Here is a 23,286-nt window from a genome sequence, read left to right on the forward strand (position 1 = left end):
CCGCCAACGGGCGGGGTCAGGGGCGGGGGAAGACGGGGACGGGGTCCTCTTCGGGGGTCAGGTCGAGGCCGGCCGGGCCGACGATCAGGGGATCCGGTGTGCCGACCACCCGGGGGTCCTTGTCGGTGTAGTCGAAGCGGTTGAGCACGTGCCGCATCGCCTCCAGCCGGGCCCGCTTCTTGTCGTTGCTCTTCACCACCGTCCACGGCGCGTCGGCGGTGTCGGTCCAGAAGAACATCGCCTCCTTGGCCTCGGTGTACTGGTCCCAGCGGTCCAGCGCGGCGAGGTCCATCGGCGAGAGCTTCCACTGCCGGACCGGGTCGACCTGTCGGACGGCGAAGCGGGTGCGCTGCTCGTTGCGCGACACCGAGAACCAGAACTTGACCAGCCGGATGCCGGACCGGACCAGCATCCGTTCCAGCTCGGGGGCCTGCCGCAGGAACTCCAGGTACTCCTTGCGGCTGCAGAAGCCCATCACCCGCTCCACCCCGGCCCGGTTGTACCAGGACCGGTCGAGCAGCACGATCTCGCCGGCCGCCGGCAGGTGCGCCAGCCAGCGCTGGAAGTACCACTGGGTCGATTCCCGTTCGTTCGGTTTGGTCAGGGCGACCACCTTGGCGCCGCGCGGGTTCAGGTGCTCCATGAAGCGCTTGATGGTGCCGCCCTTGCCGGCCGCGTCCCGCCCCTCGAAGACGACCACCAGTCGCTCGCCGGACTCCTTGATCCACTCCTGGAGCTTCAGCAGCTCGATCTGGAGCAGCCGCTTGTGGTGGTCGTACTCCTCGCGCGGCATCCGCTCGTCGTACGGGTAGTCCTCGCGCCAGGTGTCGACCGGGCTGCCGTCCGGCCGGAGCAGCACCGGGTCGTCGTCGTGATCGTCCTCGACCCGGTAGTCGGCGGTGAGGTCCAGCAGCGTGGTCTCGGTCATGCCGGAGACCTTTACCCCGTGGGCCCGCTCTACCACCTCCGGTGGTCCGGGTTCTCCTCGTCAGGTCCGCAGGTAGGAGGCGCCGTTGAGGTCGACCACCGTGCCGGAGGCCCACTGCGCGGCGGGGGAGGCGAGCCAGTGCACCGCGGCGGCGATCTCCTCGGGACGGGCCACCCGGCCGAACGGGCTCTGCGCCCGGATCGCCGCGCCCCGCTCGCCGTCGAGGTGCGCGGCGGTCATCTCGGTCTCGACGAACCCGGGGGCCACGGTGGCCACCGCGATGCCGTACGGCGCGAGGGCGACGGCCAGGGACTGGCCCAGCGCGTTCAACCCCGCCTTGCTCGCCCCGTACGCCGGCTGCTCCGGCTCGCCCCGGAAGGCGCCCCGGGAGGAGACGTTGACGATCCGGCCACCCCGGTCCCGCATGTGCTGCGCGGCGCACCAGGTGACGTTCGCGGCGCCGGTCAGGTTGGTCTCCAGCACCTGCCGCCACTGCCGCTGCCACTGCTCGTAGGAGGCCCCGAAGACCGGGTGCGGGGCGTCCCGCTCGCCGTAGACGCCGGCGTTGTTGACCAGCACGTCCAGGCCGCCGAGCCGGTCGGCCGCCCGGTCCACCATGGCGCGTACCGCGGCCGGGTCGGTCAGGTCGGCGCGGACCACCACGTGCCCGTCGCCGGGCAGCTCGGCGCGGACCGCCTCGGCCGCCTCCGCCGAGTCCCGGTGGTGGATCGCCACCCGGTCCCCGCCCGCCGCGAACACCCGCGCCACCGCGCGGCCGATGCCGCGCGAGGCCCCCGTCACCAGTACCGCCCGAGCCGCCATGCCGGCCATCCTGCCGGAGCCGGCGCGCCTGTTCGACAGTGGCCTTTCCCCACCGGGCGCCCCCACCGGGGTGCCTTCCTTAGACTGCCCCGATGGAGTGCCTCTTCTGCCGCATCGTCGCCGGGGAGATCCCGGCGACCATCGTCCGGGAAACCGACAACACCCTCGCCTTCCGCGACATCGGCCCGAAGGCGCCGGTGCACGTCCTGGTGATCCCCAAGGAGCACTACGCCGACGTGGCCACGCTCGCCCAGGGCGACCCGGCGCTCGCCGGTGAGGTGCTGGCCACGGCCGCCGCGGTGGCCGAGGACGAGGGGCTGCTCGGCGACGGCTTCCGGCTGATGTTCAACACCGGGGCGTACGGCGGCCAGGAGGTCTACCACGTCCACGCGCACCTGCTCGGCGGCGCGCCCCTCGGCCCGATGCTGGCCCGGGACCTCGGGTGACCGCTGCGCACGACCGGCTGGCCCGGATGGTGCGGCGGGTCCAGGCGCAGGCCCGGGTGCCGGCCCTCGCCGTCGCCCTGCACCGGGCCGACCGGCCGCTGTGGAGCTGCGTGGTCGGCGGCACCGGCAACGACACCGCGCTGGGGGAGCGGACCCGGTTCCGGATCGGCTCGGTCACCAAGACCTTCACCGCCACGCTGGTGATGCAGTGCCGCGACGACGGCCTGCTCGACCTGGACGACCCGATCGGCCGCCACCTGGAGCTGCCCGCCCACGGCGAGCTGACCGTGCGCCGGCTGCTGTCGCACACCGCCGGACTGCAACGGGAACCGTACGGTGACGTCTGGGACACCCTGCGCGCCCCGGACGTCGACGAGCTGGTGGCCGACCTGGCGCGGGCGGAGCGGGTGCTGCCCACCGGTCGTCGCTACCACTACTCCAACCTCGGCATGGCGCTGCTCGGCCGGCTCGTCGCCGAGCTGCGCGGCGGTAGCTGGGCGGAGGTGCTCACCGAGCGGGTGCTCGACCCGTTGGGGCTGGCGGACACCGCCGTCGCACCCGGGCCGGACGCCGCGACCGGATTCCTGGTCGACGCGTACTCCGACGAGGCGCACCCGGAGCCGCCGACCGACTTCGGCGCGGTCGGCCCGGCGGCCCAGCTCTGGAGCACCGCCACCGACATGGCCCGGTGGGCGGCGTTCCTGGCCGACCCGGTCGCGCTCGACCCGGCCGGCGCGGTGCTCGCCCCGACCACCCTGGACGAGATGCGCTGGCCGCTGACCAGCACCGACGAGACCGTCTGGGCGGCCGGCTTCGGGCTCGGCCTGATCCTGGTGCCGCACCCGGACCGGGTGGTGCACGTCGGGCACGACGGCGCCATGCCCGGCTTCCTCGCCTCCGTCTACGGCCGGCGGGGCGGCGACGGCACGGCCGGGGCGATGGGCTGCGCCGTGCTGGGCTCGTCCGGCACCGCGGCGGAGATCTTCGACCTGCCGCACCGGCTGCTCGCCGCCGCCGCCGAGCACGACCCGGCCGACATCACGCCCTGGCGGCCCGGCGAGCCGGCGCCCGGGCCGCTGCGCAGGATGCTCGGCCGCTGGTGGGGCGAGGGTTTCGAGTACGTCTTCTCCTGGCACGACGGGGCGCTGCGGGCCCGGGGCGCCGACGACCCGGCGGGGAAGCCCCCGGCGGTCTTCGCGCCGGTGCCCGACTCCCCGGACGTGTTCCGCACCGTCTCCGGCCGGGAGATCGGCGAGCTGCTCCGGCTGACCCGGGACGCCGACGGCGCCGTGGTGCGGATGCACTGGGCCACCTACCGGTTCACCCGGCGCCAGGAGACCTTCGACCGGTACGACTTCCGCGCCGGCTGAGCGTTCGCGCGGTCCGTGCCGCGGCGTCCCGTCCGTGCCCGCCTGCTCCCCGCTGGGCGGTCACGGACGGCGGGGGCCGCCGAAATGGACGCGGTGCCGGCGGTGTTGAACGGATACGATGGGTGTAACGTCCGCACGCCGCGCCAGCAGGGCCGGCGCCGAGATCGGAAGCAGGTGGCTGAGGGCCCGACGGGCCCGACCTATGACCGGCACCCCACCTCCCGGCCCGCCCCGCGTGCAGACCAGGATCACGGTTCCCGACGCCAAGATCATGGTGAATCTGCTCGGCGCGGGCGACGAGATCCTGCGACTCGTCGAACGCTCGGTCAACAGCGACGTGCACGTGCGCGGCAACGAGATCACCATCACCGGCGCGCCCGCCGACAACGCTCTCGCCGAGCGCGTCTTCAGCGAACTCCTCGAACTGATCGAGAAAGGCGAGACCCTGACCACTGACGCTGTCCGGCGTACCGTCGGCATGCTCGAGCAGGGCGGCGCGGAGCGGCCCGCCGAGGTCCTCACCCTCAACATCCTCTCCCGGCGCGGGCGCACCATCCGCCCCAAGACGCTCGGGCAGAAGCGCTACGTCGACGCGATCGACACGCACACCATCGTCTTCGGCATCGGCCCCGCCGGTACCGGCAAGACCTACCTGGCCATGGCGAAGGCCGTCCAGGCGCTCCAGGCCAAGCAGGTCAACCGGATCATCCTCACCCGGCCGGCGGTCGAGGCGGGGGAGCGGCTGGGCTTCCTGCCCGGCACCCTCAACGAGAAGATCGACCCGTACCTGCGTCCGCTCTACGACGCGCTGCACGACATGCTCGACCCGGAGTCCATCCCGAAGCTGATGGCGGCCGGCACGATCGAGGTGGCGCCGCTGGCGTACATGAGGGGACGGACGCTCAACGACGCGTTCATCATCCTGGACGAGGCGCAGAACACCACGCCCGAACAGATGAAGATGTTCCTCACCCGCCTCGGCTTCAGCTCGAAGATCGTGGTGACCGGTGACGTCACCCAGGTGGACCTGCCGGGCGGCACGACCAGCGGCCTGCGGGTGGTCCGGGACATCCTGGAAAACGTCGAGGACGTGCACTTCGCCCAGCTCTCCAGCTCGGACGTGGTCCGGCACAAGCTGGTCGGGGAGATCGTCGACGCGTACGCCCGCTGGGACGCCGAGCGGGAGAACCAGCAGGCGCAGAGCGTGCACGCCGTACCGGGGCGGACCGCCCAGGGCGGCCGGGCCGGCCGGCGCCGCTAGACCAGAGGAAGACAGTTGTCCATCGAAATCGCCAACGAGTCCGGTGTCGAGGTAGACACCGACGCCGTGCTCGCCGTGGCCCGGCACGCCCTCGACGAGATGGGGGTCAACCCCCTCGCCGAGCTCTCCGTGCTGCTGGTCGACATCGACTACATGACGGAGCTGAACCACCGCTGGATGGGTGGGGACGGGCCGACCGACGTGCTCGCCTTCCCCATGGACGAGGGCAGCGTCGATCACGGACCGGGGGAGAGCGCCCCGGCCGGCGGCGAGCCCGCGCTGCTCGGTGACATCGTGCTCTGCCCGGAGGTGGCGGCCAAGCAGGCCGCCGCCGCCGGCCACTCCGCCGCCGACGAGCTGCACCTGCTCACCGTGCACGGCGTGCTGCACCTGCTCGGGTACGACCACGCCGAGCCGGAGGAGGAGCGCGAGATGTTCGGGCTCCAGGCCCGACTGCTGGCCAGCTGGCGGTCGACCCGGTCCCGGTGATGACCACCCAGGCGGCGGCCGCCGCCGGCCTTCCCGACGTCCAGCTGATCTTCTTCGCGGCGGGGCTGGTGGTGCTCGCCGGCCTCATCGCGATGACCGAGGCGGCGCTCGCCGCCATCTCCCCGGCCCGGGCCGCCGAACTGGCCCGGGACGGGGTGCGCGGCGCCCGTACCCTCCAGGTCGTCGCCGGTGACGTGGTACGCCACCTCAACCTGCTGCTCCTGCTCCGGCTGCTGGCCGAGTTGACCGCCACCACCCTGGTGGCCCTGGTCGCGGTGGACACCTTCGGCGCCGGCTGGCGCGCCGCGCTGATCACCGCCGGGGCGATGACGGTGGTCAGCTTCGTCGTCGTCGGCGTGGGGCCGCGCACCATCGGCCGGCAGCACGCGTACGCGGTGGGCCGGGCGGTGGCCCCGCTGGTCCGGTGGCTCGGTCGGGCGCTCAACCCGCTCGCTTCGCTGCTGATCCTGATCGGCAACGCGGTCACCCCGGGACGTGGTTTCCGGGAGGGGCCGTTCGCCACCCAGGTCGAGCTGCGGGAGCTGGTCGACCTGGCCGAGCAGCGCGGCGTGGTGGAGCACGGCGAGCGCCAGATGATCCACTCGGTCTTCGCCCTCGGCGACACCATCGCCCGCGAGGTGATGGTGCCGCGTACCGAGATGGTGTGGATAGAGGAGGGCAAGACGCTCGCCCAGGCGCTGACGCTCTTCCTGCGCTCGGGTTTCTCCCGCATCCCGGTGATCGGCGAGAGCGTCGACGACGTGCTGGGCGTGCTCTACCTGAAGGACCTGATCCGGCGTACCCGCGGTGGCGATCCGCGCGACCACCAGCTCCCGGTCGCCGAGCTGATGCGCCCGGCGACCTTCGTGCCCGAGTCCAAGCCGGTCGACGACCTGCTCTCGGAGATGCAGGCCGCCCGCAACCACCTGGTCATCGTCGTCGACGAGTACGGCGGCACCGGCGGTCTGGTCACCATCGAGGACATCCTGGAGGAGATCGTCGGTGAGATCACCGACGAGTACGATGTCGAACGCCCGCCGGTCGAGCACCTGACGGACGGCTCCGTGCGGGTCACCGCCCGGCTCCCGGTGGAGAACCTGGGCGAGCTGTTCGACACCGACCTCCCCACCGACGAGGTGGAGACGGTCGGTGGCCTGCTGGCCCAGTCCCTGGGCCGGGTGCCGATCCCCGGCGCCCACGCCGAGGTGGCCGGGCTGCGACTGCTCGCCGAGGGCACCACCGGCCGGCGCAACCGGATAGACACCGTGCTGGTCAGCCGGGTGGAGTCGACCGACGCGCCGGACGGGCCCGCCGAACCCCGTGACAACCAGACCCGAACAGAGGAGAGGCAACCCGCCGATGCCTGAGACATCCGCCGTGCCGGCCGCCCGGCCCACCCCGTCCGACCCGGCCGAGCTGAGCGCCGAGGACGGCAAGTTGGTCGTCCTGGCCCGGGGCGCCCGCGCCCGGGTGGCGGCCGTGGAGGGCGCGGCGGTCCGCGACCAGGACGGCCGGACGTACGCCGCGGCGAGTGTCTCGCTGCCCTCGCTGACCGTCACCGCGCTCCAGCTCGCGGTCGCCTCCGCCGTGGCGGCGGGCGCGAGCCGGCTGGAGGCGGCCGTGGTGGTCACCGAGGCGTCGACGCTGGACGGCGCGGGGCACGCGGCGGTCCGCGACCTCGCCGCCGACGCGCCGATCCACGTGGCCGCGCCGGACGGCACCGTCCTCGGCACGGTGGTGGAGTGAGCGTGTCGGAGGTGGCGCAGCGTCCCTACCGGGCGGGATTCGCCTGTTTCGTCGGGCGGCCCAACGCGGGCAAGTCGACGCTGACCAACGCGATCATCGGGCAGAAGATCGCGATCACCTCGAACAAGCCGCAGACCACCCGGCACGTCATCCGGGCGGTGCTCCACCGCCCCGACTCGCAGCTGGTCCTGGTCGACACCCCCGGCCTGCACCGTCCCCGCACCCTGCTCGGCGAGCGCCTCAACGACCTGGTCCGCTCCACCTGGAGCGAGGTGGACGTGATCGGCCTCTGCATCCCGGCCGACGAGCCGGTCGGGCGCGGTGACCGGTTCATCAGCGGCGAGCTGGCCGAGCTGAAGGCGACCGTGCTCGCCGTGGTGACCAAGACGGACCTGGTCGACAAGAAGCGGCTGGCCGAGCAGTTGCTCGCCGTCAGCGAACTGGGCGAGTTCGCCGCCGTGGTGCCGGTCAGCGCGGTCTCCGGGCACCAGGTGGACACCCTGGTCGACGTGATGACCGGCTACCTGCCGCCGTCGCCGCAGCTCTACCCGGACGACATGCTCACCGACGACCCGGAGCAGGTGATGGTCGCCGAGCTGATCCGCGAGGCGGCCCTGGAGGGGGTCCGGGACGAGCTGCCGCACTCCATCGCCGTGGTGGTGGAGGAGATGCTCCCCGAGGGCCAGATCATCAAGATCTACGCCGACCTGTACGTCGAGCGGCCCAGCCAGAAGGCGATCGTGCTCGGTCACCGGGCCAGCCGGCTCAAGGACGTCGGCACCCGGGCGCGCCAGCAGATCGAGGAGCTCCTCGGCAGCCGGGTCTACCTGGACCTGCACGTACGGGTGGCGAAGGACTGGCAGCGGGACCCGAAGCAGCTGCGCAAGCTCGGCTTCTGAGACCGGGGGGACCGGCGCCCATAGCCGGGCGCCGGTCCCGCCCGGCTATGGGAAGTTTCACGTCGGTGCGGGGCCGTCGGCGGTTTCACCGCGTCGGGTCGGAGGGTAGGGAGCGTCTGCCTCCCCGCCCCTGACACAGATGCTGCCTGATGCGTAACCGATACCTCGACCTGCTCCGCTTCCTGGCCATCGTCCGGGTGGTGGTCTACCACGTCACCGGATCCGCCGCGCTGACCCTGGTCTTCCCGGCCATGTCGATCATGTTCGCCCTCGCCGGGTCGCTGATGGCCGCCTCCCTCGACCGGGCCGGGACGTCGGCCGTGCCCCGTCGCCTGCGCCGCCTGCTGCCCTCCGTGTGGGTGGTGGCGGCGATCTTCGTACCGGCGATGCTGCTGACCGGGCTGGCGCCGACGGCCAAGGTGCTGCTCTGGCTCTTCCCGGTCGCCGACCCGCCGGCCAACCACTGGGGGGCGCTGGCGCTGAGCCCGATCTGGTACCTGCGGGACTACCTGTGGTTCGTGCTGGTCTCGCCGGTGGCGCTCTGGTTGTTCCGGCGCGCCCCGCTGCCCACCCTGGTGGCCCCGTACGCGCTGCTCGCCGCGATCGAGGTCGGCCTGTTGCCGGCCGCCGGCACCGTGCCGCGCCATTTCGGCCTCTACCTCGGCGCCTGGCTGCTGGGCTTCGCCCACCACGACGGCCTGCTGCGCCGGCTCGCCAACCGGACGCTCGTCCCGGCGGCGCTGCTGCTCGGCGGGGCCGGGCTGGGCTGGATCCTCACCCACCCCGGGCCGCGCGGGTACGACCTGAACGACATCCCCCTCGGCAACGCGCTCTGGTCGGCGGCGGTCATCCTCGTGGTGATCGGGCGGGCCCCGGCGACCGCCGCCTGGGTGGACCGCAACGCGCTCTTCGGCCGCCTGGTGACCGTGGTCAACCGGCGGGCGCTCACCGTCTACCTCTGGCACATGCCCTTCGTGGTGGCGCTCACCCCGCTCGTCGGACTGGTCGGCTGGTCCCCCCGGGACCCGGTCGGGCTGGCGGTCCGGGTGGTGCTGGTCTTCGCCCTGGCCGGCGTGGTGACCCTGCTGGTCGGTTGGGTGGAGGACGTGGCCGCCCGCCGCCGGCCCGAACTGGTCCCCGGCGGACGCCGCCCGGCCACCCCCCGGCCGGACGGCGTCCCGGTCAGCCCCGCCCCCGCCGGGCTGACCGTCCGGGCCGCCGCCGTCGTCCCCGCGCGGCGCTCGCCGGAGACCACCACCGTGGAGATCAGCGCTGGGCCACGGTGACGTTCCCGCTGCCGGTGCTCACGTCCAGCAGCAGCGGGGCGCCCGGGTCGTCCATGACGCCGATCTGCGTCTCGCCCGAGCCGGCGCTGGAGCGCACCCGGTAGCGGCCGGCGGGCACCGACAGCTCGACGTCGCCGCTGGCGGCGCGCACCCGCGCCGAGGCCGGCTTGTCCAGCTCGACCGTGACGTTGCCGGAGCTGGTCTCGGCGGAGACCTGGCCCCCGAGCCGGAGCGCGGTGATGTCGCCGGACGAGGCGCGCAGGTCCACCGGGCCGGGGACGTCCGCCACCTCCATGTTTCCGGAGCCGGTCTCGGCGCGTACCGGCCCGGTGGCGTCGGCGATCCGGAGGTTGCCCGCGCCGAGGGTGAGGTCGACCGTGCCGACCCGGCTCAGGTCCACGTCACCGGAGCCGGTCTCGCCCCGCACCCGGACCCCCGCTGGGGCGGTCACCTCGTACGACACCGAGCACCGGTCGCCGCACTCGGTGTCCAGGACCAGCTCGTCGCCCTTGATCTGGTACGTGGTGTCGGGCTGGCCGCCCTGGTAGCGCAGCACCCGCTTGATCCGTACCTCCGCGGCCGGGCCGGCGGCCCGGACCACCACGTCCCCCGCGCCGGGCCGTACCGTGATCGTGCCGATCTTCACGGCCTCGGTGGTGTCGAAGTCGAGCCGTCGGAAGGACAGGGTGTCGCACCCGGCGGCGAGGATGAGGGCGGCGGCCGCGCCGAACGCGACCGCGGTGCGGGGGAGAGCCATGGTCAGCACGCTACGACCGGACGGCCCGGCCGCACATCCGGGACGCGACGCCGGTCCACCCCGAACCGACCCTGATTTCCCACCCCGAGGGAGAATGGCCCGATGGCCGGGTACCGCCGACAGCTCTACCGCGACGACGCGGTGGTCCTGCGTGTGCAGAAGCTGGGGGAGTCCGACCGGATCATCACCCTGCTGACCCGCCGGCACGGCCGGTTGCGCGCGGTGGCCCGGGGCATCCGGCGCACCACCAGCAAGTTCGGCGCCCGGCTGGAGCCGTTCGGCCACGTCGACCTCCAGCTCGCCGGCGACCCGAAGGGCAACCAGGGCAGCTCGCTGCACACCGTCAGCCAGGTCGAGGGGATCGACCTGTACGGCAAGCGGTTCCTCGGGGACTACCCGCGCTACACGGCGGCCAGCGCGATCGCCGAGACCGCCGAACGGCTCACCCCCGTCGAGCGGGAGCCCTCGCTGCGACTGTTCCAGCTCACCCTCGGGGCGCTCAAGGCCCTCTCGCGGGGCGAGCACGCCACCACGCTGGTGCTCGACGCGTACCTGCTGCGGGGGATGGCCCTGGCCGGGTGGGCGCCGGCGCTGACCGCCTGCGCGGTCTGCGGCACCCCGGGGCGGCACCGGGCGTTCTCCGTACCGGCCGGGGGCGCGGTCTGCCCGGACTGCCGGCCGCCCGGCGCGGCCCATCCCGCGCCGGCCACCATCGACCTGATGTCCGCGCTGACCACCGGCGACTGGCAGGTCGCCGACGGCAGCGAGACCGGCGTACGCCGGGAGTGCAGCGGCCTGGTCGCGGCGCACCTGCAGTGGCACCTGGAGCGCGCGCTACGCTCGCTGCCGCTGGTCGACCGGGGTGCCCCGGTCGCCGGCGCGGGCCCGGCACCGGGCGGTGGCGCGGCCGACCCGGCCCCGCCGCCGCGCGCCGCGGGGGCCGGTGTGGACGGCGTGAGCAGGGAGATGACCGAGTGATCCGATCGATGAGGGCCGGCCGCCGCGAGCCGGTGCCCCCGACACCGCACCCGTCCGGGGCCCGACCGCCGGCGCTGCCCGCCGAGGCGCTGCCGAAGCACATCGCGGTGGTGATGGACGGCAACGGCCGGTGGGCCAAGGAGCGCGGCCTGCCCCGCACCAAGGGTCACGAGCAGGGGGAGCACAGCCTCTTCGACACCATCGAGGGCGCGATCGAGCTGGGCGTCCCCTACCTGTCGGCGTACGCGTTCTCCACCGAGAACTGGCGGCGCTCGCCCGACGAGGTCCGGTTCCTGATGGGTTTCAACCGCGACGTCATCCGCCGCCGCCGCGACCAGCTGGTCGACCTGGGGGTGCGGGTGGTCTGGTCGGGGCGGGCCGGCCGGCTCTGGAAGAGCGTCATCTCCGAGTTGCAGACCGCCGAGGAGATGTCCCGGGGCAACTCGACGCTGACCCTCCAGTTCTGCGTCAACTACGGCGGGCAGGCGGAGATCGCGGACGCCGCCGCCGCGATCGCCCGGGACGTCGCGGCCGGCCGGCTCGACCCGGCCAAGGTCAACGAGAAGACCGTGGCGAAGTACCTCTACCACCCGGAGATCCCGGAGGTGGACCTCTTCCTCCGCCCGTCCGGCGAGGAGCGGATCTCCAACTTCCTGCTGTGGCAGACCGCGTACGCCGAGCTGGTCTTCCTCGACACCCTCTGGCCGGACTTCGACCGGCGGCACCTCTGGTACGCCTGTGAGCTGTACGCGCAGCGGGACCGCCGCTTCGGCGGCGCCCTGCCGAACCCGGTCGCGCCGCCGGTGCCCGGTCACGCTTAGCCGCCCCGTGCCGTGGGTACCACCACCGGTAGCAGCTCAGACGCGGAGGTGAACCCACATGATTCAGAAGCGCATCGCTCAGTGGGCGGTCATGGCGGTCGCCGTGCCGCTCGCGGCGGCCGGCGCGCGACGGCTCAGCCACACGCTGGAGGCCCGTCGTGGCCCGACCGGCGTGAGCCGACTGCTCGCCAAGGGCGCCGACATGTTGCGCCCGCAGCAGGCCAAGCGTCGCCGCTTCTGGTGACGCCCCCGACGACGCCGCCGCCGTTGCGCGGCGGCGTCGTCGTCTCCACCCACCCGGTGGTCAGCCGAGCGCGTGGCGTACCGACTTGGCCAGGGTGAGGGCCGCTCACCACAACTGCGTGAACCCGGAAGGCGGTGGGGCGTTTGGGCCTAGGATCGGGTCGGGGCGCGCCGTGGGGGATGCGCCCGGCGCGGGGGTGGGGATGCGGGATCTTCGGTACAAGATGATCATGGCGTTGAACGCGGCGGACCTGGGCAGCCCGATCTGCGAGCAGGTGGCGCACATCTGCGCGGAGATCGCCGAGCAGCACTGCGCCGAGTTCGGGCACACCCCGACGGTCCGCTCCGGCGAGATCGCCGAGCTGTCCACCGGGGAGCCGGCGCAGACCTGGGCGCCCAACGACACCGGGCAGCGTGCCTGGTGACCGCCGTCGAGCCGATGCCGGCGGTGGACGTACGCCGGGCCGGCGACCGGTTCAAGACCCGGCTGTCCTGGCTGGACTCCAAGCACTCCTTCTCGTTCTCCCGGCACTACGACCCGGCCAACGTCCACCACGGGCTGCTGCTGGTCAACAACGACGACGTGGTCCACCCCGGCACCGGCTTCGAGACCCACCCGCACCAGGACATGGAGATCGTGACCTGGGTGCTGCGCGGCTCCCTGGTGCACCAGGACTCCACCGGCCACTCCGGCGTGATCTACCCCGGGCTGGCGCAGCGGATGAGCGCCGGCACCGGCATCCTGCACTCGGAGAAGAACGACTCGTGGCGGCTGGACGGCCGCGACCCGCACACCGATCCCGTCCACTTCGTGCAGATGTGGGTGCTGCCCGACACCGAGGGCGTCGACCCCGGGTACGAGCAGCTGGAGATCGGCGACGAGCTGCTGCGCGGCGGTCTGGTCCCGGTCGCCTCCGGCATGGACCGGTACGACGGCGCGTCGGCGATCCGGATCCGCAACCGGTACGCCACCCTGCACGCCGCCCGCCTCGCCCCCGGCGAGGAGGTGACCCTGCCCGACGCGCCCTTCGTGCACCTCTACGTGCCCACCGGCGCGGTCACCCTGGAGGAGGCCGGCCGGCTCGACGAGGGTGACGCCGCCCGGCTCACCCTGACCGGCGGCCGGCGGGTCACCGCCGCCGAGCCGGCGGAGATCCTGGTCTGGGAGATGCACGCCACCATCGCCTGACCACGCGCGGATCCCGTCAGGCCGGGGACTCGGAGCGGTCGCCGGCCCAGACGGTGTGGAACGAGCCCTCCCGGTCGACCCGGTGGTAGGTGTGCGCGCCGAAGTTGTCCCGCAGCCCCTGGATCAGCGCCGCCGGCAGCCGCTCCGCGCGCAGCGCGTCGAAGTACGCCAGCGAGGAGGAGAACGCCGGCGTCGGCACCCCCGCCCGGGCCGCGTCGGCCACCACCCGCCGCCAGCTCGGCACCCCGGCGCTGACCGCCTCGGCGAAGTACGGCGCCACCAGCAGCGTCGACAGTTCCGGCTCGGCGTCGTACGCCTCCCGGATCCGGTCGAGGAAGCGGGCCCGGATGATGCAGCCGCCCCGCCAGATGGTGGCGGTGCCGCCCAGGTCGATGTTCCAGTCGTACTCCCGGCTGCCGGCGCGGATGTGGTCGAAGCCCTGCGCGTACGCGACGATCTTGCTGGCGAGCAGCGCGCGCCGGACGTCCTCGACGAAGGTCTCCCGGTCGTCCACCTGCCACTTCTCCCCGGCGTCGCCGAACGCGCGGCGGGCGGCCGCCCGCTGGTCGGCGTGGCCGGACAGCGACCGGGCGAAGGTCGCCTCGGCGATGCCGGTGATCGGGATGCCGAGGTCCAGCGCGCTCTGCACCGTCCACCGGCCGGTGCCCTTCTGCTCGGCCTGGTCGAGCACCACGTCGACGAAGGGCCGACCGGTCGCGCCGTCGGTGTGCGCCAGCACGTCGGCGGTGATCTCGATGAGGAAGGATTCCAGCTCGCCGGCGTTCCACTCCCGGAAGATCTCCGCGATCTCCGCCGGGCCGGCCGAGAGCCCGGCCCGCAACAGGTTGTACGCCTCGGCGATGAGCTGCATGTCGGCGTACTCGATGCCGTTGTGGACCATCTTGACGAAGTGGCCGGCGCCGTCCGGCCCGATGTGCCGGCAGCACGGGACCCCGTCCACCTGCGCGGCGATCTTCTCGAACATCGGGCCGAGCTTCGCGTACGACTCGGCGGAGCCGCCGGGCATGATGCTCGGGCCGAGCAGCGCGCCCTCCTCGCCGCCGGAGACGCCGGTGCCGACGAAGTGCAGCCCGTGCGCGCGCAGCGCCTCCTCCCGGCGGCGGGTGTCCGCGAAGTGCGCGTTGCCGCAGTCGACGACGATGTCCCCCTCCTCCAGCAGCGGGATCAGCTCGTCGATGACCGCGTCGGTGCCGGCGCCCGCCTTGACCATCACGATCACCGCCCGGGGCCGCTCCAGCGAGGCGACGAAGTCCGCGAGGGATTCCGACGGTACGAAGGTGCCCTCGTCACCGTGCTCGGCCAGCAGGCTGCGGGTGCGCTCCGGCGAGCGGTTGTGCACCGCCACGGTGAAGCCGTTGCGGGCCAGGTTCCGGGCCAGGTTGCGGCCCATCACCGCCAGCCCGGTCACGCCGATCTGCGCCGTCGCCTGCTCCGCCATCCGTACCCGCCACCTCTCGTCGGCCTGCCGTCCTGCGACCGTATCGCGGTCGGCGGCATCACGGGCCCGGACATTGACGCTGGGTGAGCGGCGCGGCGCACGCTGTAGCGGCGGGGGCGAGGCTCTCGGCCCGGCCCGCCTCGACCCGCGCCCGATCGGGACGGTAATTCGGCTGCGAGCGGGTCCGCCCTGGGGTTAGGGTGCGGTCATGCGTAAGTGACGCCCCACCTTCAGAGCCGGACCGCCGCCGTGGCAGGGGGTCCGTGCACTCCGGGCGTCCGCATTCCCACCTCTTCCGGTGGTCTCCGTGGTCGGGTCGCCCGGGTCGTTCCCGTCCGTCGACCGCCCGCCCGGCGGCGCGGTCCCCGCCGAAGGAGGCAGCGTATGCCCGCCAAGCGCAATCCGAAGAAGTCCCGCCGTCCGGCACCGTCCGTGGCGGAGGTGACCCCGCCGGACCTCGACGCCCTCACCGTGGCGCCGTCGGCGCCGGTGCCACCGCCGACCGGTACGTCACCGACCGTTCCCGCCCGGGAGACCCCGCCACCGCCGCCCCGCACCGGGCCGGTGGTGCGGGGTGGTGGCGGCTCCACCGCCGCCCGCGGCCAGAGCCGGCGGTACGCCTTCCGCCGCAGCTGACCGGCCCCGCGCGCGGCCGGCGCCCACGCCCAGCCCCGGTCCGGGCGCCGGCCGGCACGAGGCTGGACCGCCCGCACGATTCGCGGCGTGTCGCGGTTTCCGCGCTGTGCGACACCGCGACACGCCGCGAAGCGGGGTCGACCGGCCGGCGGTGACCAGCGCGGACACCCGAGCCGGGTCAGCCGATCAGCGGGCGGAAGGTGCCGAGGGCGATGCTGACCGCCAGCGCCGCGCCGGCCAGCACCCCGGCGCCGACGATCAGCAGGGTGTCGGCGAGCCCGAAGCGCTGCTCCCGGGCGACCGTGCGCGGGATGCCGGCGTCGAAGCCGCGCGCGTCCATCGCGACCGCCAGCCGGGTGCCCCGCCGGATCGCGCCGACCAGCAGCGCGAACGCGGTCGACACGAACAGCCGCAGCTTCGCCACCGGGTTGCGGCCGGCGTCGACGCCGCGCGCCCGGCGGGCCATCCCGATCATCTGCCACTCCTGGCCGAGCAGCGGCACCAGCCGGAACGCGGCGAGCGCCCCGATGGCGAACCGGGCCGGTGCGCGGGCGTTCTGGATCAACGCGTCGGCCAGGTCGGTCGGGTCGGTGGTGGCGAAGACGATCACCCCGGGCAGGGCCACCGCGAACGTCCGCAGCACCAGGCCGAGCGCGGTGACCAGGACGCCCGAGGTGATCAGCAGCGGCCCGGCGTCGAGCAGTACCCGGCCGGAGCGGTCCGCGGCGAAGAGGACCAGCGTGACCACGATCCCGGCGCCGCCGGCGAGCAGCGGCAGGGCCCGCCGGGCGAGCACCCGGTAGCGGATCCCGAACAGCGGCAGCACCGCCAGCTCGACCCCGATGGCGATCGCCGGCGCGACGGGGTCCAGGGTGGCGATCAGCACGAACGAGAAGACCAGGGCCGCGCCGAGCTTCGCCACCGGATTGCGCCGGGCCAGCGGGGCGCCGGGCGCGGCGACCGGCTCCAGGCTGATCACGGGTGACGCTCCGGGCCCGCGTTCCGGTCCGCCGGGCCGGCCGGCGGTGTCCCCGGCTCGGACCGGCGGGCCAGGGTGACGGTGCGGTCGGCCAGCGCGGCGACGAAGTCCGTGTCGTGGGTGACCGTGACGATGCCGTGTCCCGCGTCGCGCAGCTCGGCGAGGAGGTCGACCAGCTCCCGCCAGGTCCGCCGGTCCTGACCGAACGTCGGTTCGTCGCAGATCAGCAGCCGGGGGGCGGTGGCCAGGGCGGTCGCCACGCTCAGCCGCCGCGCCTCCCCGCCGGAGAGGGTGTACGGGTTGGCGCCGGCCAGCCGGCTCAGTCGCAGCCGGTCCAGCAGGCCGTCCACGGTGGCCCGGACCGCCGCCTCGGTGCGTCCGGTGCGCCGCGGACCGAGCGCCAGCTCGTCGAAGACGGTGCCGGTGACGAACTGGTGCTCCGGGTCCTGGAAGACCGAACCGATCCGGCGGGTCAGCGCGGGCGCCCGCCAGCGGTGCGGGGGAGTGCGGGCGTCGGCGCCGGCCAGTTCGGGCGTCGCGGTGACCCGGCCGACACCGGGGCGGAGCAGCCCGCCGAGCAGCAGGGCGAGGGTGGACTTGCCGGCGCCGTTGGGCCCGAGGACGGCGAGCGCCTCGCCGGCGCGTACCTCGAGGTCGGTGGGGGCCAGCCGGGGCGGCAGGCCGAGCCGGTCGGCGGCGAGCAACCGGTCGCCGGCGGGCGCGGTGGCGTGCCGGGGCGGGATGGTCCTGCCGGGCACCCAGACGCCCTCGGCGGCGAGCGCCTCGCCGTGCGCGGCGAAGACGGTCTCCGGCGGGCCGTCGGCGCGGACCCCGCCGCCGGCCTCCAGCACCACCACCCGGTCCACCAGCGGCAACGCCTCGGCGACCCGGTGCTCGACCAGGATCAGGGTGGTGTCGGCGTCCATTGCTCCGGCCACCGCCCCCCGGACCAGTTCGGCGCCGGCCGGGTCGAGGTTGGCGGTCGGCTCGTCGAGCAGCAGCAGCGCCGGGCGCGCGGCGAGCGCCCCGGCCAGGGCGAGGCGCTGCTGTTCGCCGCCGGAGAGCGCCGCGGTGGGCCGGTCCCGGTGGTACGGGAAGCCGACCCGGCGCAGCGCCTCGTCCACCCGGGGCCAGATCTCGGCGGCCGGCACGCCGCGGTTCTCCAGCCCGAACGCGACGTCGTCGCCGCAACGGGCCATCACCAGCTGGGTCTCCGGGTCCTGGAAGACGATGCCGACCCGTTCCCGGTCCTTGCGCGGGTCGAGCCCGTCGATCTCGACGATGCCCTCCTGCTCGCCGGAGTCCTCCGGCAGCAGCCCGGCCAGCGCGGCCAGCAGGGTGCTCTTGCCGGCCCCGGAGGGCCCCAGCAGCAGCACCCGCTCGCCGCGCTCGATCCGCAGGTCGACGCCGTGCACCGCCCAGCGTTTACGCCCCGCGTGCCGCCACCCGAACCCCCGCAGCGTCACCGCCCCCACGCGCACCCCCCGGCCTTCCACCCTGCTCCGTCGAGCCCGGGGTCGACGGCGGTTCCGGAGATCCACGTCACCGCCAACCTCATGGTCGACATGTCTGGAGACGGGGTCAGACGGCGGCGCGTTCGCGGCCGGCGGGGAACCGGTCGAGGACGCCGGTGCCGGCCAGGGCGCGGGTCAGCGCGACGCTGCCCAGGCCGGCGACGAGCAGCGAGCTGACGGTGGTGATCAGGATGTAGGGGACGCGGAAGCTGCCCCAGGCGGTCTCCGGGTACCAGATGAAGACGTCGTAGAGCGCCGCCGCGAGGCCGGCCAGGGTGGCGGCCAGCAGGGCGACGGGCAACCGGAAGACCCGGTACCCGAACGTCGCGAAGGCCAGCTCCGCCGCGGCGGCCTCCAGCGGGCCCTGGATGACCAGGGTCCAACCCCAGCTGCTGCCCAGCGCCACCGAGATCAGCGCCGCGACGGTGAGCGTGAAGAAGGCGGCGCCCGGCTTGCGGATGATCAGCCCGCCGAGGACGGCGGGGACCAGCCAGACGCCGTAGATGGCGGCCCGGCCGGGCAGTGGGATGGCGTCCGCGGGGCCGTTCCAGAGCAGGCCCCAGGCCCAGAAGATGATGCCGAAGGCCACCCCGAGCACCGCCGCGATGACGATGTCGATGGTGCGCCACCGGTTGGCGATGGTGTCGTTCTGCATGATCGCTCCCAGTTCAGAGGAAAGAACCAGGAGAAGACGCACGCCGCGCCCGGTGCTGCCGGACGGCGGCGCGGCTGGAGGTCGACCGAACTCCCTGCGCTGGCATTACCCAGATCAGGTTCGAGGGTCTGCGGGCGGTGCCCGCACTCTCAGCGCTGTGCGCTCCCCTGTCGGATATGAAGTTGTCTCTCGACGCTAACACCTACGAAGATCATCGAGCAAAGTGATCTTTCCGCAGCTCACGAAGCCTTGCCCGGCGATGCCATCCGGGCGACAGGCGGGTGTCCCTGATCCGGCGGTCGCGGGACGGGTGCTCCGGCGCCGACCTCGGTAGGCTGCCGATCATGCGGGTCGAGGCGCGAGGACTGACATTCGAGGTACGCACCGGCGGCCCGGAGGGCGGCGACGCCGTCCTCCTGCTGCACGGGTTCCCGCAGCACAGCGGGGAGTGGGACGAGGTGGTGCCGGCGCTGCACGCCGCCGGCCTGCGCACCTACGCGCTGGACCAGCGGGGCTACTCGCCGGGCGCCCGACCCGCCGAGGTGGCCGCGTACCGGGCCCCGGAGCTGGTCGCGGACGCGGTGGCGGTGCTCGACGCCCTCGGTGTCGACACGGCCCACGTGGTGGGGCACGACTGGGGGGCGATGGTCGGCTGGGGGCTCGCCGCGCAGCACCCGCAGCGGGTGCGCACGCTGACCGCCGTCTCCGTCCCGCACCCGGCGGCCTTCGGGTACGCCCTGGCCAAGGACCCGCAGCAGAAGGCCCGCTCGTCGTACATGATGCTCTTCCGCCAGGAGGGCAAGGCGGAGAAGGTGCTGCTGGCGTTGAAGGCCGCCGCCCTGCGCAAGCTGCTCTCCGGGGTGGGTGACGCCGAGCGGGTCGCCCGGTACGCCGAGCCGATGCGGGAGCCGGGCGCGCTGACCGGCGCGCTGAACTGGTACCGGGCGATGTCCAACGAGGACCTGGGCCGGATCGGAAAGGTCACGGTGCCCACCACGTACGTCTGGAGCGACCGGGACGTCGCCATCGGACGGACCGCCGCCGAGGCGTGCGCCTCCCACGTCACGGGTGACTACCGCTTCGTGGAGCTCTCCGGCATCACCCACTGGATCCCGGACCAGGCGCCGGGTCCGCTGGCCGAGGCGATCCTGGCCCGGGTCCGCGCCCTGGCCTGACCGGGTGTCGGCGGCGCCCGGGCGACGACAGCAGGAGAACGAGGGGACGGAGACGGCATGACGGTGAGCGGTGAGGCGTACCTGGCGGTGGTGACCGGGGCGATCGACCGGGTGGCGCGGAGCCAGCGGGACGCGGTGGGTCGGGCGGCCGACCTGATCGCCGCGGCGTTGCGGGCCGACGGGGTGGTGCACGCCTTCGGCACCGGCCACTCCGAGGCGCTGGCCATGGAGATCGCCGGGCGGGCCGGCGGGCTGGTGCCCACCAACCGGATCGCGCTGCGCGACCTGGTGCTGATCGGTGGGGAGCCGGCGAGCATCCTCGGTCCGCACCTGGAGCGCGACCCGGCGGTGGCGCACCGCCTCTACGAACTCGCCCCGGTCCGCCCGGCGGACGTCTTCGTGCTCGCGTCCAACTCCGGGGTCAACGGCGCCATGGTCGAGTTCGCCTCGGTGGTGAGGGAGCGGGGGCACCGGCTGATCGCGATCACCTCGGCGGAGCACTCGGGGCGGATGACCTCTCGCCACCCGTCGGGGCGCAAGCTCGCCGACTTCGCCGACGTGGTGCTGGACAACGGCGCCCCGTACGGCGACGCGACGCTGCCGCTGCCGGACGGCGGCGCGGTCGGCGCGGTCTCCTCGATCACGGCGGCTCTGCTGGCCCAGCAGATCGTGGCCGAGACGGTGGCCCGGCTGATCGCGGCGGGGGAACGGCCCCCGGTCTACCTGTCGGCGAACATCGCCGGTGGCGACGAGCACAACGCCGCGCTGGAGGCCCGGTACGCGGGCCGGATCCGCCGCGGATCATGAGGTGGTTTCGCGCTGCGTCCGATCGGGCACTGGCGTTGCTGCCGTCGGGGTGAACCACCCCGACGGTACCGTCTCATCCGGAGGTAGCGCGTGTCGAAGGAATCCGAGAAGCAGCGCTGGCAGCGCAACTTCGCCGATCTGCTCCAGGAGCTGCGGGTGGCGCAGACCGGGGTGCAGATCCTCTTCGCCTTCCTGCTGACCCTGCCGTTCAGCAACGGCTTCCCCCGCGCCAGCGACTTCCAGAAGGACGTCTACATCGTCTCGCTGTTGTCGGCCGCCGCCGCCACCGCGATGATCATCTCGCCGGTGGCCTTCCACCGGGCGCTGTTCCGGCAGGGCCGCAAGCCCGAGCTGGTCCGCTTCGCGCACCGGATGGCCAGCGGTGGACTGGCCTTCATGCTCATCTCGATGGTCGCCGCGGTGCTGCTGATCACCGACTTCGTGCTCAGCCGGCCGATCGCCCTGGTGCTCAGCGCGGTCACCGCGCTGTGGTTCCTCACCTTCTGGATGATCCTGCCGTTCGTCCGCCGCAACTGGGGTGAGGAGGACATCGAGGACGAGGAGGACAGCCTCCAGCCGGCCGGCTACTGAGCCGTCATCTCGGTCACCGGTCGGAAAATCGGACGTGCCCGCGACGCTACCCCTGGGTAACACCCGGGGGTAGCGTGCTGTTTGTCGAGCACGTTGACGCAGCCGGACCGAGGTTCGAGGGGGCAGCCGTGACCACGACGCAGAACAGCCGACCCAGCCAGGACGGCGCCGGACCACTGCCCGGCGAGGCGGGCCAGGTCTCCGAGCGGGAGGCCCGCCAGGTCGCCGAGGCGGCCCGGGAGTCGGCCTGGGACCGGCCCAGCTTCGGCAAGGAGCTCTTCCTCGGCCGGTTCCGGCTGGATCTGATCAACCCGTGGCCGCGCACCGACCCGGCCGACGCCGAACGCGCGGAGGGGTTCCTCGCCGAGTTCGCCGACTACCTCGCCGCCGAGGTGGACGGCGCCGCCATCGAACGGGACGCCCGGATCCCCGACGAGGTCTTCCAGGGGATGGCCCGGCTCGGCGCGTTCGGCATGAAGATCGACCGCAGGTACGGCGGCCTCGGCCTGAGCAACCTGCACTACTGCCGGGCGCTGATGCTGGCCGGCTCGGTCAGCCCGGCGATCGGCGCGCTGCTCTCCGCCCACCAGTCCATCGGCGTCCCGCAGCCGCTGAAGATGTTCGGCACCGCCGAGCAGAAGCAGCGCTTCCTGCCCCGGCTGGCCGCCGGCGAGGTCTCCGCGTTCCTGCTCACCGAGCCGGACGTCGGCTCCGACCCGGCCCGGTTGGCGACCACCGCCGAACCCACCGCCGACGGCACCGGCTACCGGCTCAACGGGGTGAAGCTCTGGGCCACCAACGGCACCGTCGCCACCCTGCTGGTGGTGATGGCCCGGGTGCCGGCCGCCGAGGGGCGGCGCGGCGGCATCACCGCGTTCGTGGTGGACGCCGACAGCGAGGGCATCACCGTCGAGCGGCGCAACGCCTTCGTCGGCCTGCGTGGCCTGGAGAACAGCGTCACCCGCTTCCACGACGTCTTCGTGCCGAAGGAGAACGTCATCGGCGGCGAGGGCAAGGGCCTCAAGATCGCGCTCACCACCTTGAACACCGGCCGCCTCTCGCTGCCGGCGATGTGCGTGGGCGCCGGCAAGTGGTCGCTGAACGTGGCCCGGGAGTGGGCCGCCGAGCGGGTGCAGTGGGGCCGGCCGGTCGGCGAGCACGAGGCGGTCGCCCAGAAGCTGGCCTTCATCGCCGCCACCACGTACGGCATGGAGACCATGTTGGACCTCTGCTGCCTGCTCGCCGACGACGACCGCACCGACATCCGGATCGAGGCGGCACTGGTCAAGCTCTACGCCAGCGAGATGGCCTGGAAGATCGCCGACGAGCTGATCCAGATCCGGGGCGGCCGCGGCTACGAGACGGCCGACTCGCTGGCCGCCCGGGGTGAACGCCCGGCCGCGGTGGAGCAGCTGATGCGGGACCTGCGGATCAACCGGATCTTCGAGGGCTCCACCGAGATCATGCACCTGCTCATCGCCCGGGAGGCGGTCGACGCCCACCTCTCGGTGGCTGGCGACATCATCGACCCGGACGCCGGGCTGAGCCGCAAGGCGAAGGCGGGGGCCCGGGCCGGGGTCTTCTACGCGAAGTGGCTGCCCACCCTCGCCGTCGGCCGGGGGCAGAGCCCGAACGCGTACGCCGAGTTCGGCCCGCTCGCCGGGCACCTGCGCCAGGTGGAGCGGTACTCCCGCAAGCTGGCCCGGTCGACGTTCTACGCGATGTCCCGCTGGCAGGGAAAGATGGAGCGCAAGCAGGCGTTCCTCGGCCGGGTGGTGGACATCGGCGCGGAGCTGTTCGCGATGTCCGCGGTCTGCGTCCGGGCAGACGCGGAGAAGGACACCCGTCCGGAGAACGTCGAGCTGGCCGACCTGTTCTGCCGGCAGGCCCGGGTCCGCGTCGAGCAGCTCTTCACCGCCCTGTGGGAGAACACCGACTCCGTCGACGTCGCCGCCGCCAGACGGATCCTCGCCGGCCGGTACGCCGCCTTGGAGGAGGGCGTGCTGACCCCGCCGGCCGACGCCCCGTGGGTGTCGCGCTGGTCGCCCGGCCCGTCCACCGCCGAGGACGTCCGCCGCCGCATCCCGCCGGCGGGCTGACGCCCCGCTGGTCGCTCCCGTCCCGTCACCGTTCGCGGCGTGTCGCGGTCTCCGGCCACCCGGACACCGCGACCCCCCGCGATCCGCGGAACGAGCCGGCGTGCGGCCGGGCCCCGGACGGGCGGCGGGCCCACTG

At 73.6% G+C, this 23,286-nt stretch carries 25 protein-coding genes and 1 riboswitch; of the genes, 18 read left to right on the plus strand and 7 right to left on the minus strand.

Annotated elements, in window-relative coordinates; all coding sequences use genetic code 11:
• Positions 1–16: 16 nt before the first annotated feature.
• Positions 17–928: a polyphosphate kinase 2 gene (gene ppk2 / locus V6U79_RS18600; RefSeq protein WP_334528004.1), complete on the minus strand. Its 912-nt coding sequence runs from the start codon at positions 926–928 to the stop codon at positions 17–19.
• Between the two features lie 60 nt (positions 929–988).
• On the minus strand, positions 989–1,750 hold the full coding sequence (locus tag V6U79_RS18605) for an SDR family NAD(P)-dependent oxidoreductase (RefSeq protein ID WP_334528007.1): 762 nt from the start codon (positions 1,748–1,750) through the stop codon (positions 989–991).
• A 92-nt stretch (positions 1,751–1,842) separates the two neighbouring features.
• Here V6U79_RS18605 and V6U79_RS18610 point away from each other — a divergent pair, with 92 nt between their 5' ends.
• From V6U79_RS18610 to V6U79_RS18645, 8 genes are all read left to right on the plus strand, one after another.
• Positions 1,843–2,196 carry a histidine triad nucleotide-binding protein gene (locus V6U79_RS18610; protein ID WP_334528010.1) on the plus strand — a complete coding sequence of 118 codons (354 nt, stop codon included), beginning with the start codon at positions 1,843–1,845 and terminating at the stop codon, positions 2,194–2,196.
• Positions 2,193–3,566: a serine hydrolase domain-containing protein gene (locus V6U79_RS18615; RefSeq protein WP_334615318.1), complete on the plus strand. Its 1,374-nt coding sequence runs from the start codon at positions 2,193–2,195 to the stop codon at positions 3,564–3,566. The genes V6U79_RS18610 and V6U79_RS18615 overlap by 4 nt, the downstream gene beginning before the upstream one ends.
• Before the next feature lie 202 nt (positions 3,567–3,768).
• On the plus strand, positions 3,769–4,827 hold the full coding sequence (locus V6U79_RS18620; RefSeq protein ID WP_334528015.1) for a PhoH family protein: 1,059 nt from the start codon (positions 3,769–3,771) through the stop codon (positions 4,825–4,827).
• Between the two features lie 15 nt (positions 4,828–4,842).
• Positions 4,843–5,316: an rRNA maturation RNase YbeY gene (gene ybeY, locus V6U79_RS18625; protein ID WP_334528018.1), complete on the plus strand. Its 474-nt coding sequence runs from the start codon at positions 4,843–4,845 to the stop codon at positions 5,314–5,316.
• Positions 5,292–6,683, plus strand: a complete 1,392-nt coding sequence (locus V6U79_RS18630) for a hemolysin family protein (RefSeq protein ID WP_334528046.1) — start codon at positions 5,292–5,294, stop codon at positions 6,681–6,683. The genes ybeY and V6U79_RS18630 overlap by 25 nt, the downstream gene beginning before the upstream one ends.
• Positions 6,676–7,062, plus strand: coding sequence for a cytidine deaminase-like protein (locus tag V6U79_RS18635; RefSeq protein ID WP_334528021.1), 387 nt, complete (start codon positions 6,676–6,678; stop codon positions 7,060–7,062). Before V6U79_RS18630 ends, V6U79_RS18635 begins: the two co-directional genes overlap by 8 nt.
• A 2-nt stretch (positions 7,063–7,064) precedes the next feature.
• Entirely contained in the window at positions 7,065–7,961 is an 897-nt protein-coding gene (gene era / locus V6U79_RS18640; RefSeq protein ID WP_442933343.1) for a GTPase Era, read from the plus strand.
• 149 nt (positions 7,962–8,110) lie between these two features.
• Positions 8,111–9,247, plus strand: a complete 1,137-nt coding sequence (locus tag V6U79_RS18645) for an acyltransferase family protein (RefSeq protein ID WP_334528027.1) — start codon at positions 8,111–8,113, stop codon at positions 9,245–9,247.
• Here the strand turns inward: V6U79_RS18645 and V6U79_RS18650 are convergent.
• Positions 9,228–10,004, minus strand: a complete 777-nt coding sequence (locus V6U79_RS18650) for a DUF4097 family beta strand repeat-containing protein (protein ID WP_334528030.1) — start codon at positions 10,002–10,004, stop codon at positions 9,228–9,230. The genes V6U79_RS18645 and V6U79_RS18650 overlap by 20 nt on opposite strands.
• 102 nt (positions 10,005–10,106) lie before the next feature.
• Between V6U79_RS18650 and recO the strand changes: the two genes are divergently transcribed.
• The 5 genes from recO (at position 10,107) to V6U79_RS18675 (ending at position 13,235) form a co-directional block, all read left to right on the plus strand.
• On the plus strand, positions 10,107–10,982 hold the full coding sequence (gene recO, locus V6U79_RS18655; protein ID WP_334528033.1) for a DNA repair protein RecO: 876 nt from the start codon (positions 10,107–10,109) through the stop codon (positions 10,980–10,982).
• Positions 10,983–10,990: 8 nt separating this feature from the next.
• Complete coding sequence (locus V6U79_RS18660) at positions 10,991–11,803, plus strand: isoprenyl transferase (RefSeq protein WP_334528048.1); 813 nt, start codon at positions 10,991–10,993, stop codon at positions 11,801–11,803.
• A 58-nt stretch (positions 11,804–11,861) separates the two neighbouring features.
• On the plus strand, positions 11,862–12,047 hold the full coding sequence (locus V6U79_RS18665; protein ID WP_334528036.1) for a hypothetical protein: 186 nt from the start codon (positions 11,862–11,864) through the stop codon (positions 12,045–12,047).
• A 202-nt stretch (positions 12,048–12,249) separates the two neighbouring features.
• A complete protein-coding gene (locus V6U79_RS18670) occupies positions 12,250–12,471 on the plus strand; it encodes a thioredoxin reductase (protein ID WP_334528051.1) in 222 nt (73 codons plus the stop codon).
• Positions 12,468–13,235 carry a pirin family protein gene (locus V6U79_RS18675; protein ID WP_334528054.1) on the plus strand — a complete coding sequence of 256 codons (768 nt, stop codon included), beginning with the start codon at positions 12,468–12,470 and terminating at the stop codon, positions 13,233–13,235. The genes V6U79_RS18670 and V6U79_RS18675 overlap by 4 nt, the downstream gene beginning before the upstream one ends.
• Positions 13,236–13,251: 16 nt before the next feature.
• Here V6U79_RS18675 and gnd read toward each other — a convergent pair whose 3' ends face one another.
• The gene (gnd, locus tag V6U79_RS18680) at positions 13,252–14,694 is read right to left on the minus strand and encodes an NADP-dependent phosphogluconate dehydrogenase (protein WP_334528057.1); all 1,443 of its coding nucleotides are present in this window, start codon (positions 14,692–14,694) and stop codon (positions 13,252–13,254) included.
• 384 nt (positions 14,695–15,078) lie between these two features.
• On the opposite strand from gnd, the gene V6U79_RS18685 reads away from it, so the two are divergent.
• Positions 15,079–15,330 carry a hypothetical protein gene (locus V6U79_RS18685; protein WP_334528061.1) on the plus strand — a complete coding sequence of 84 codons (252 nt, stop codon included), beginning with the start codon at positions 15,079–15,081 and terminating at the stop codon, positions 15,328–15,330.
• Between the two features lie 178 nt (positions 15,331–15,508).
• Here the strand turns inward: V6U79_RS18685 and V6U79_RS18690 are convergent, their stop codons facing one another.
• The 3 genes from V6U79_RS18690 to V6U79_RS18700 all read right to left on the minus strand — a co-directional run bounded on the left by V6U79_RS18690 (position 15,509) and on the right by V6U79_RS18700 (position 18,478).
• Entirely contained in the window at positions 15,509–16,309 is an 801-nt protein-coding gene (locus V6U79_RS18690; RefSeq protein WP_334528065.1) for an energy-coupling factor transporter transmembrane component T family protein, read from the minus strand.
• Positions 16,306–17,784: an ABC transporter ATP-binding protein gene (locus V6U79_RS18695; protein WP_334615319.1), complete on the minus strand. Its 1,479-nt coding sequence runs from the start codon at positions 17,782–17,784 to the stop codon at positions 16,306–16,308. The genes V6U79_RS18690 and V6U79_RS18695 overlap by 4 nt, the downstream gene beginning before the upstream one ends.
• A gap of 106 nt (positions 17,785–17,890) precedes the next feature.
• Positions 17,891–18,478 carry an ECF transporter S component gene (locus V6U79_RS18700; protein ID WP_334528069.1) on the minus strand — a complete coding sequence of 196 codons (588 nt, stop codon included), beginning with the start codon at positions 18,476–18,478 and terminating at the stop codon, positions 17,891–17,893.
• A 73-nt stretch (positions 18,479–18,551) separates the two neighbouring features.
• A riboswitch (TPP riboswitch) is annotated at positions 18,552–18,657 on the minus strand.
• Positions 18,658–18,822: 165 nt separating this feature from the next.
• Between V6U79_RS18700 and V6U79_RS18705 the strand changes: the two genes are divergently transcribed.
• The 4 genes from V6U79_RS18705 (at position 18,823) to V6U79_RS18720 (ending at position 23,150) form a co-directional block, all read left to right on the plus strand.
• Entirely contained in the window at positions 18,823–19,653 is an 831-nt protein-coding gene (locus V6U79_RS18705; RefSeq protein WP_334528072.1) for an alpha/beta fold hydrolase, read from the plus strand.
• Positions 19,654–19,710: 57 nt separating this feature from the next.
• Positions 19,711–20,460 carry a sugar isomerase domain-containing protein gene (locus V6U79_RS18710; protein WP_334615320.1) on the plus strand — a complete coding sequence of 250 codons (750 nt, stop codon included), beginning with the start codon at positions 19,711–19,713 and terminating at the stop codon, positions 20,458–20,460.
• Positions 20,461–20,550: 90 nt separating this feature from the next.
• The gene (locus tag V6U79_RS18715; RefSeq protein ID WP_334615321.1) at positions 20,551–21,051 is read left to right on the plus strand and encodes a DUF6328 family protein; all 501 of its coding nucleotides are present in this window, start codon (positions 20,551–20,553) and stop codon (positions 21,049–21,051) included.
• Between the two features lie 128 nt (positions 21,052–21,179).
• Positions 21,180–23,150, plus strand: coding sequence for an acyl-CoA dehydrogenase family protein (locus V6U79_RS18720; RefSeq protein ID WP_334528081.1), 1,971 nt, complete (start codon positions 21,180–21,182; stop codon positions 23,148–23,150).
• Positions 23,151–23,286: the final 136 nt, after the last annotated feature.

This window comes from Micromonospora psammae, assembly GCF_036902725.1.
Taxonomy (GTDB): Bacteria; Actinomycetota; Actinomycetes; order Mycobacteriales; family Micromonosporaceae; genus Micromonospora.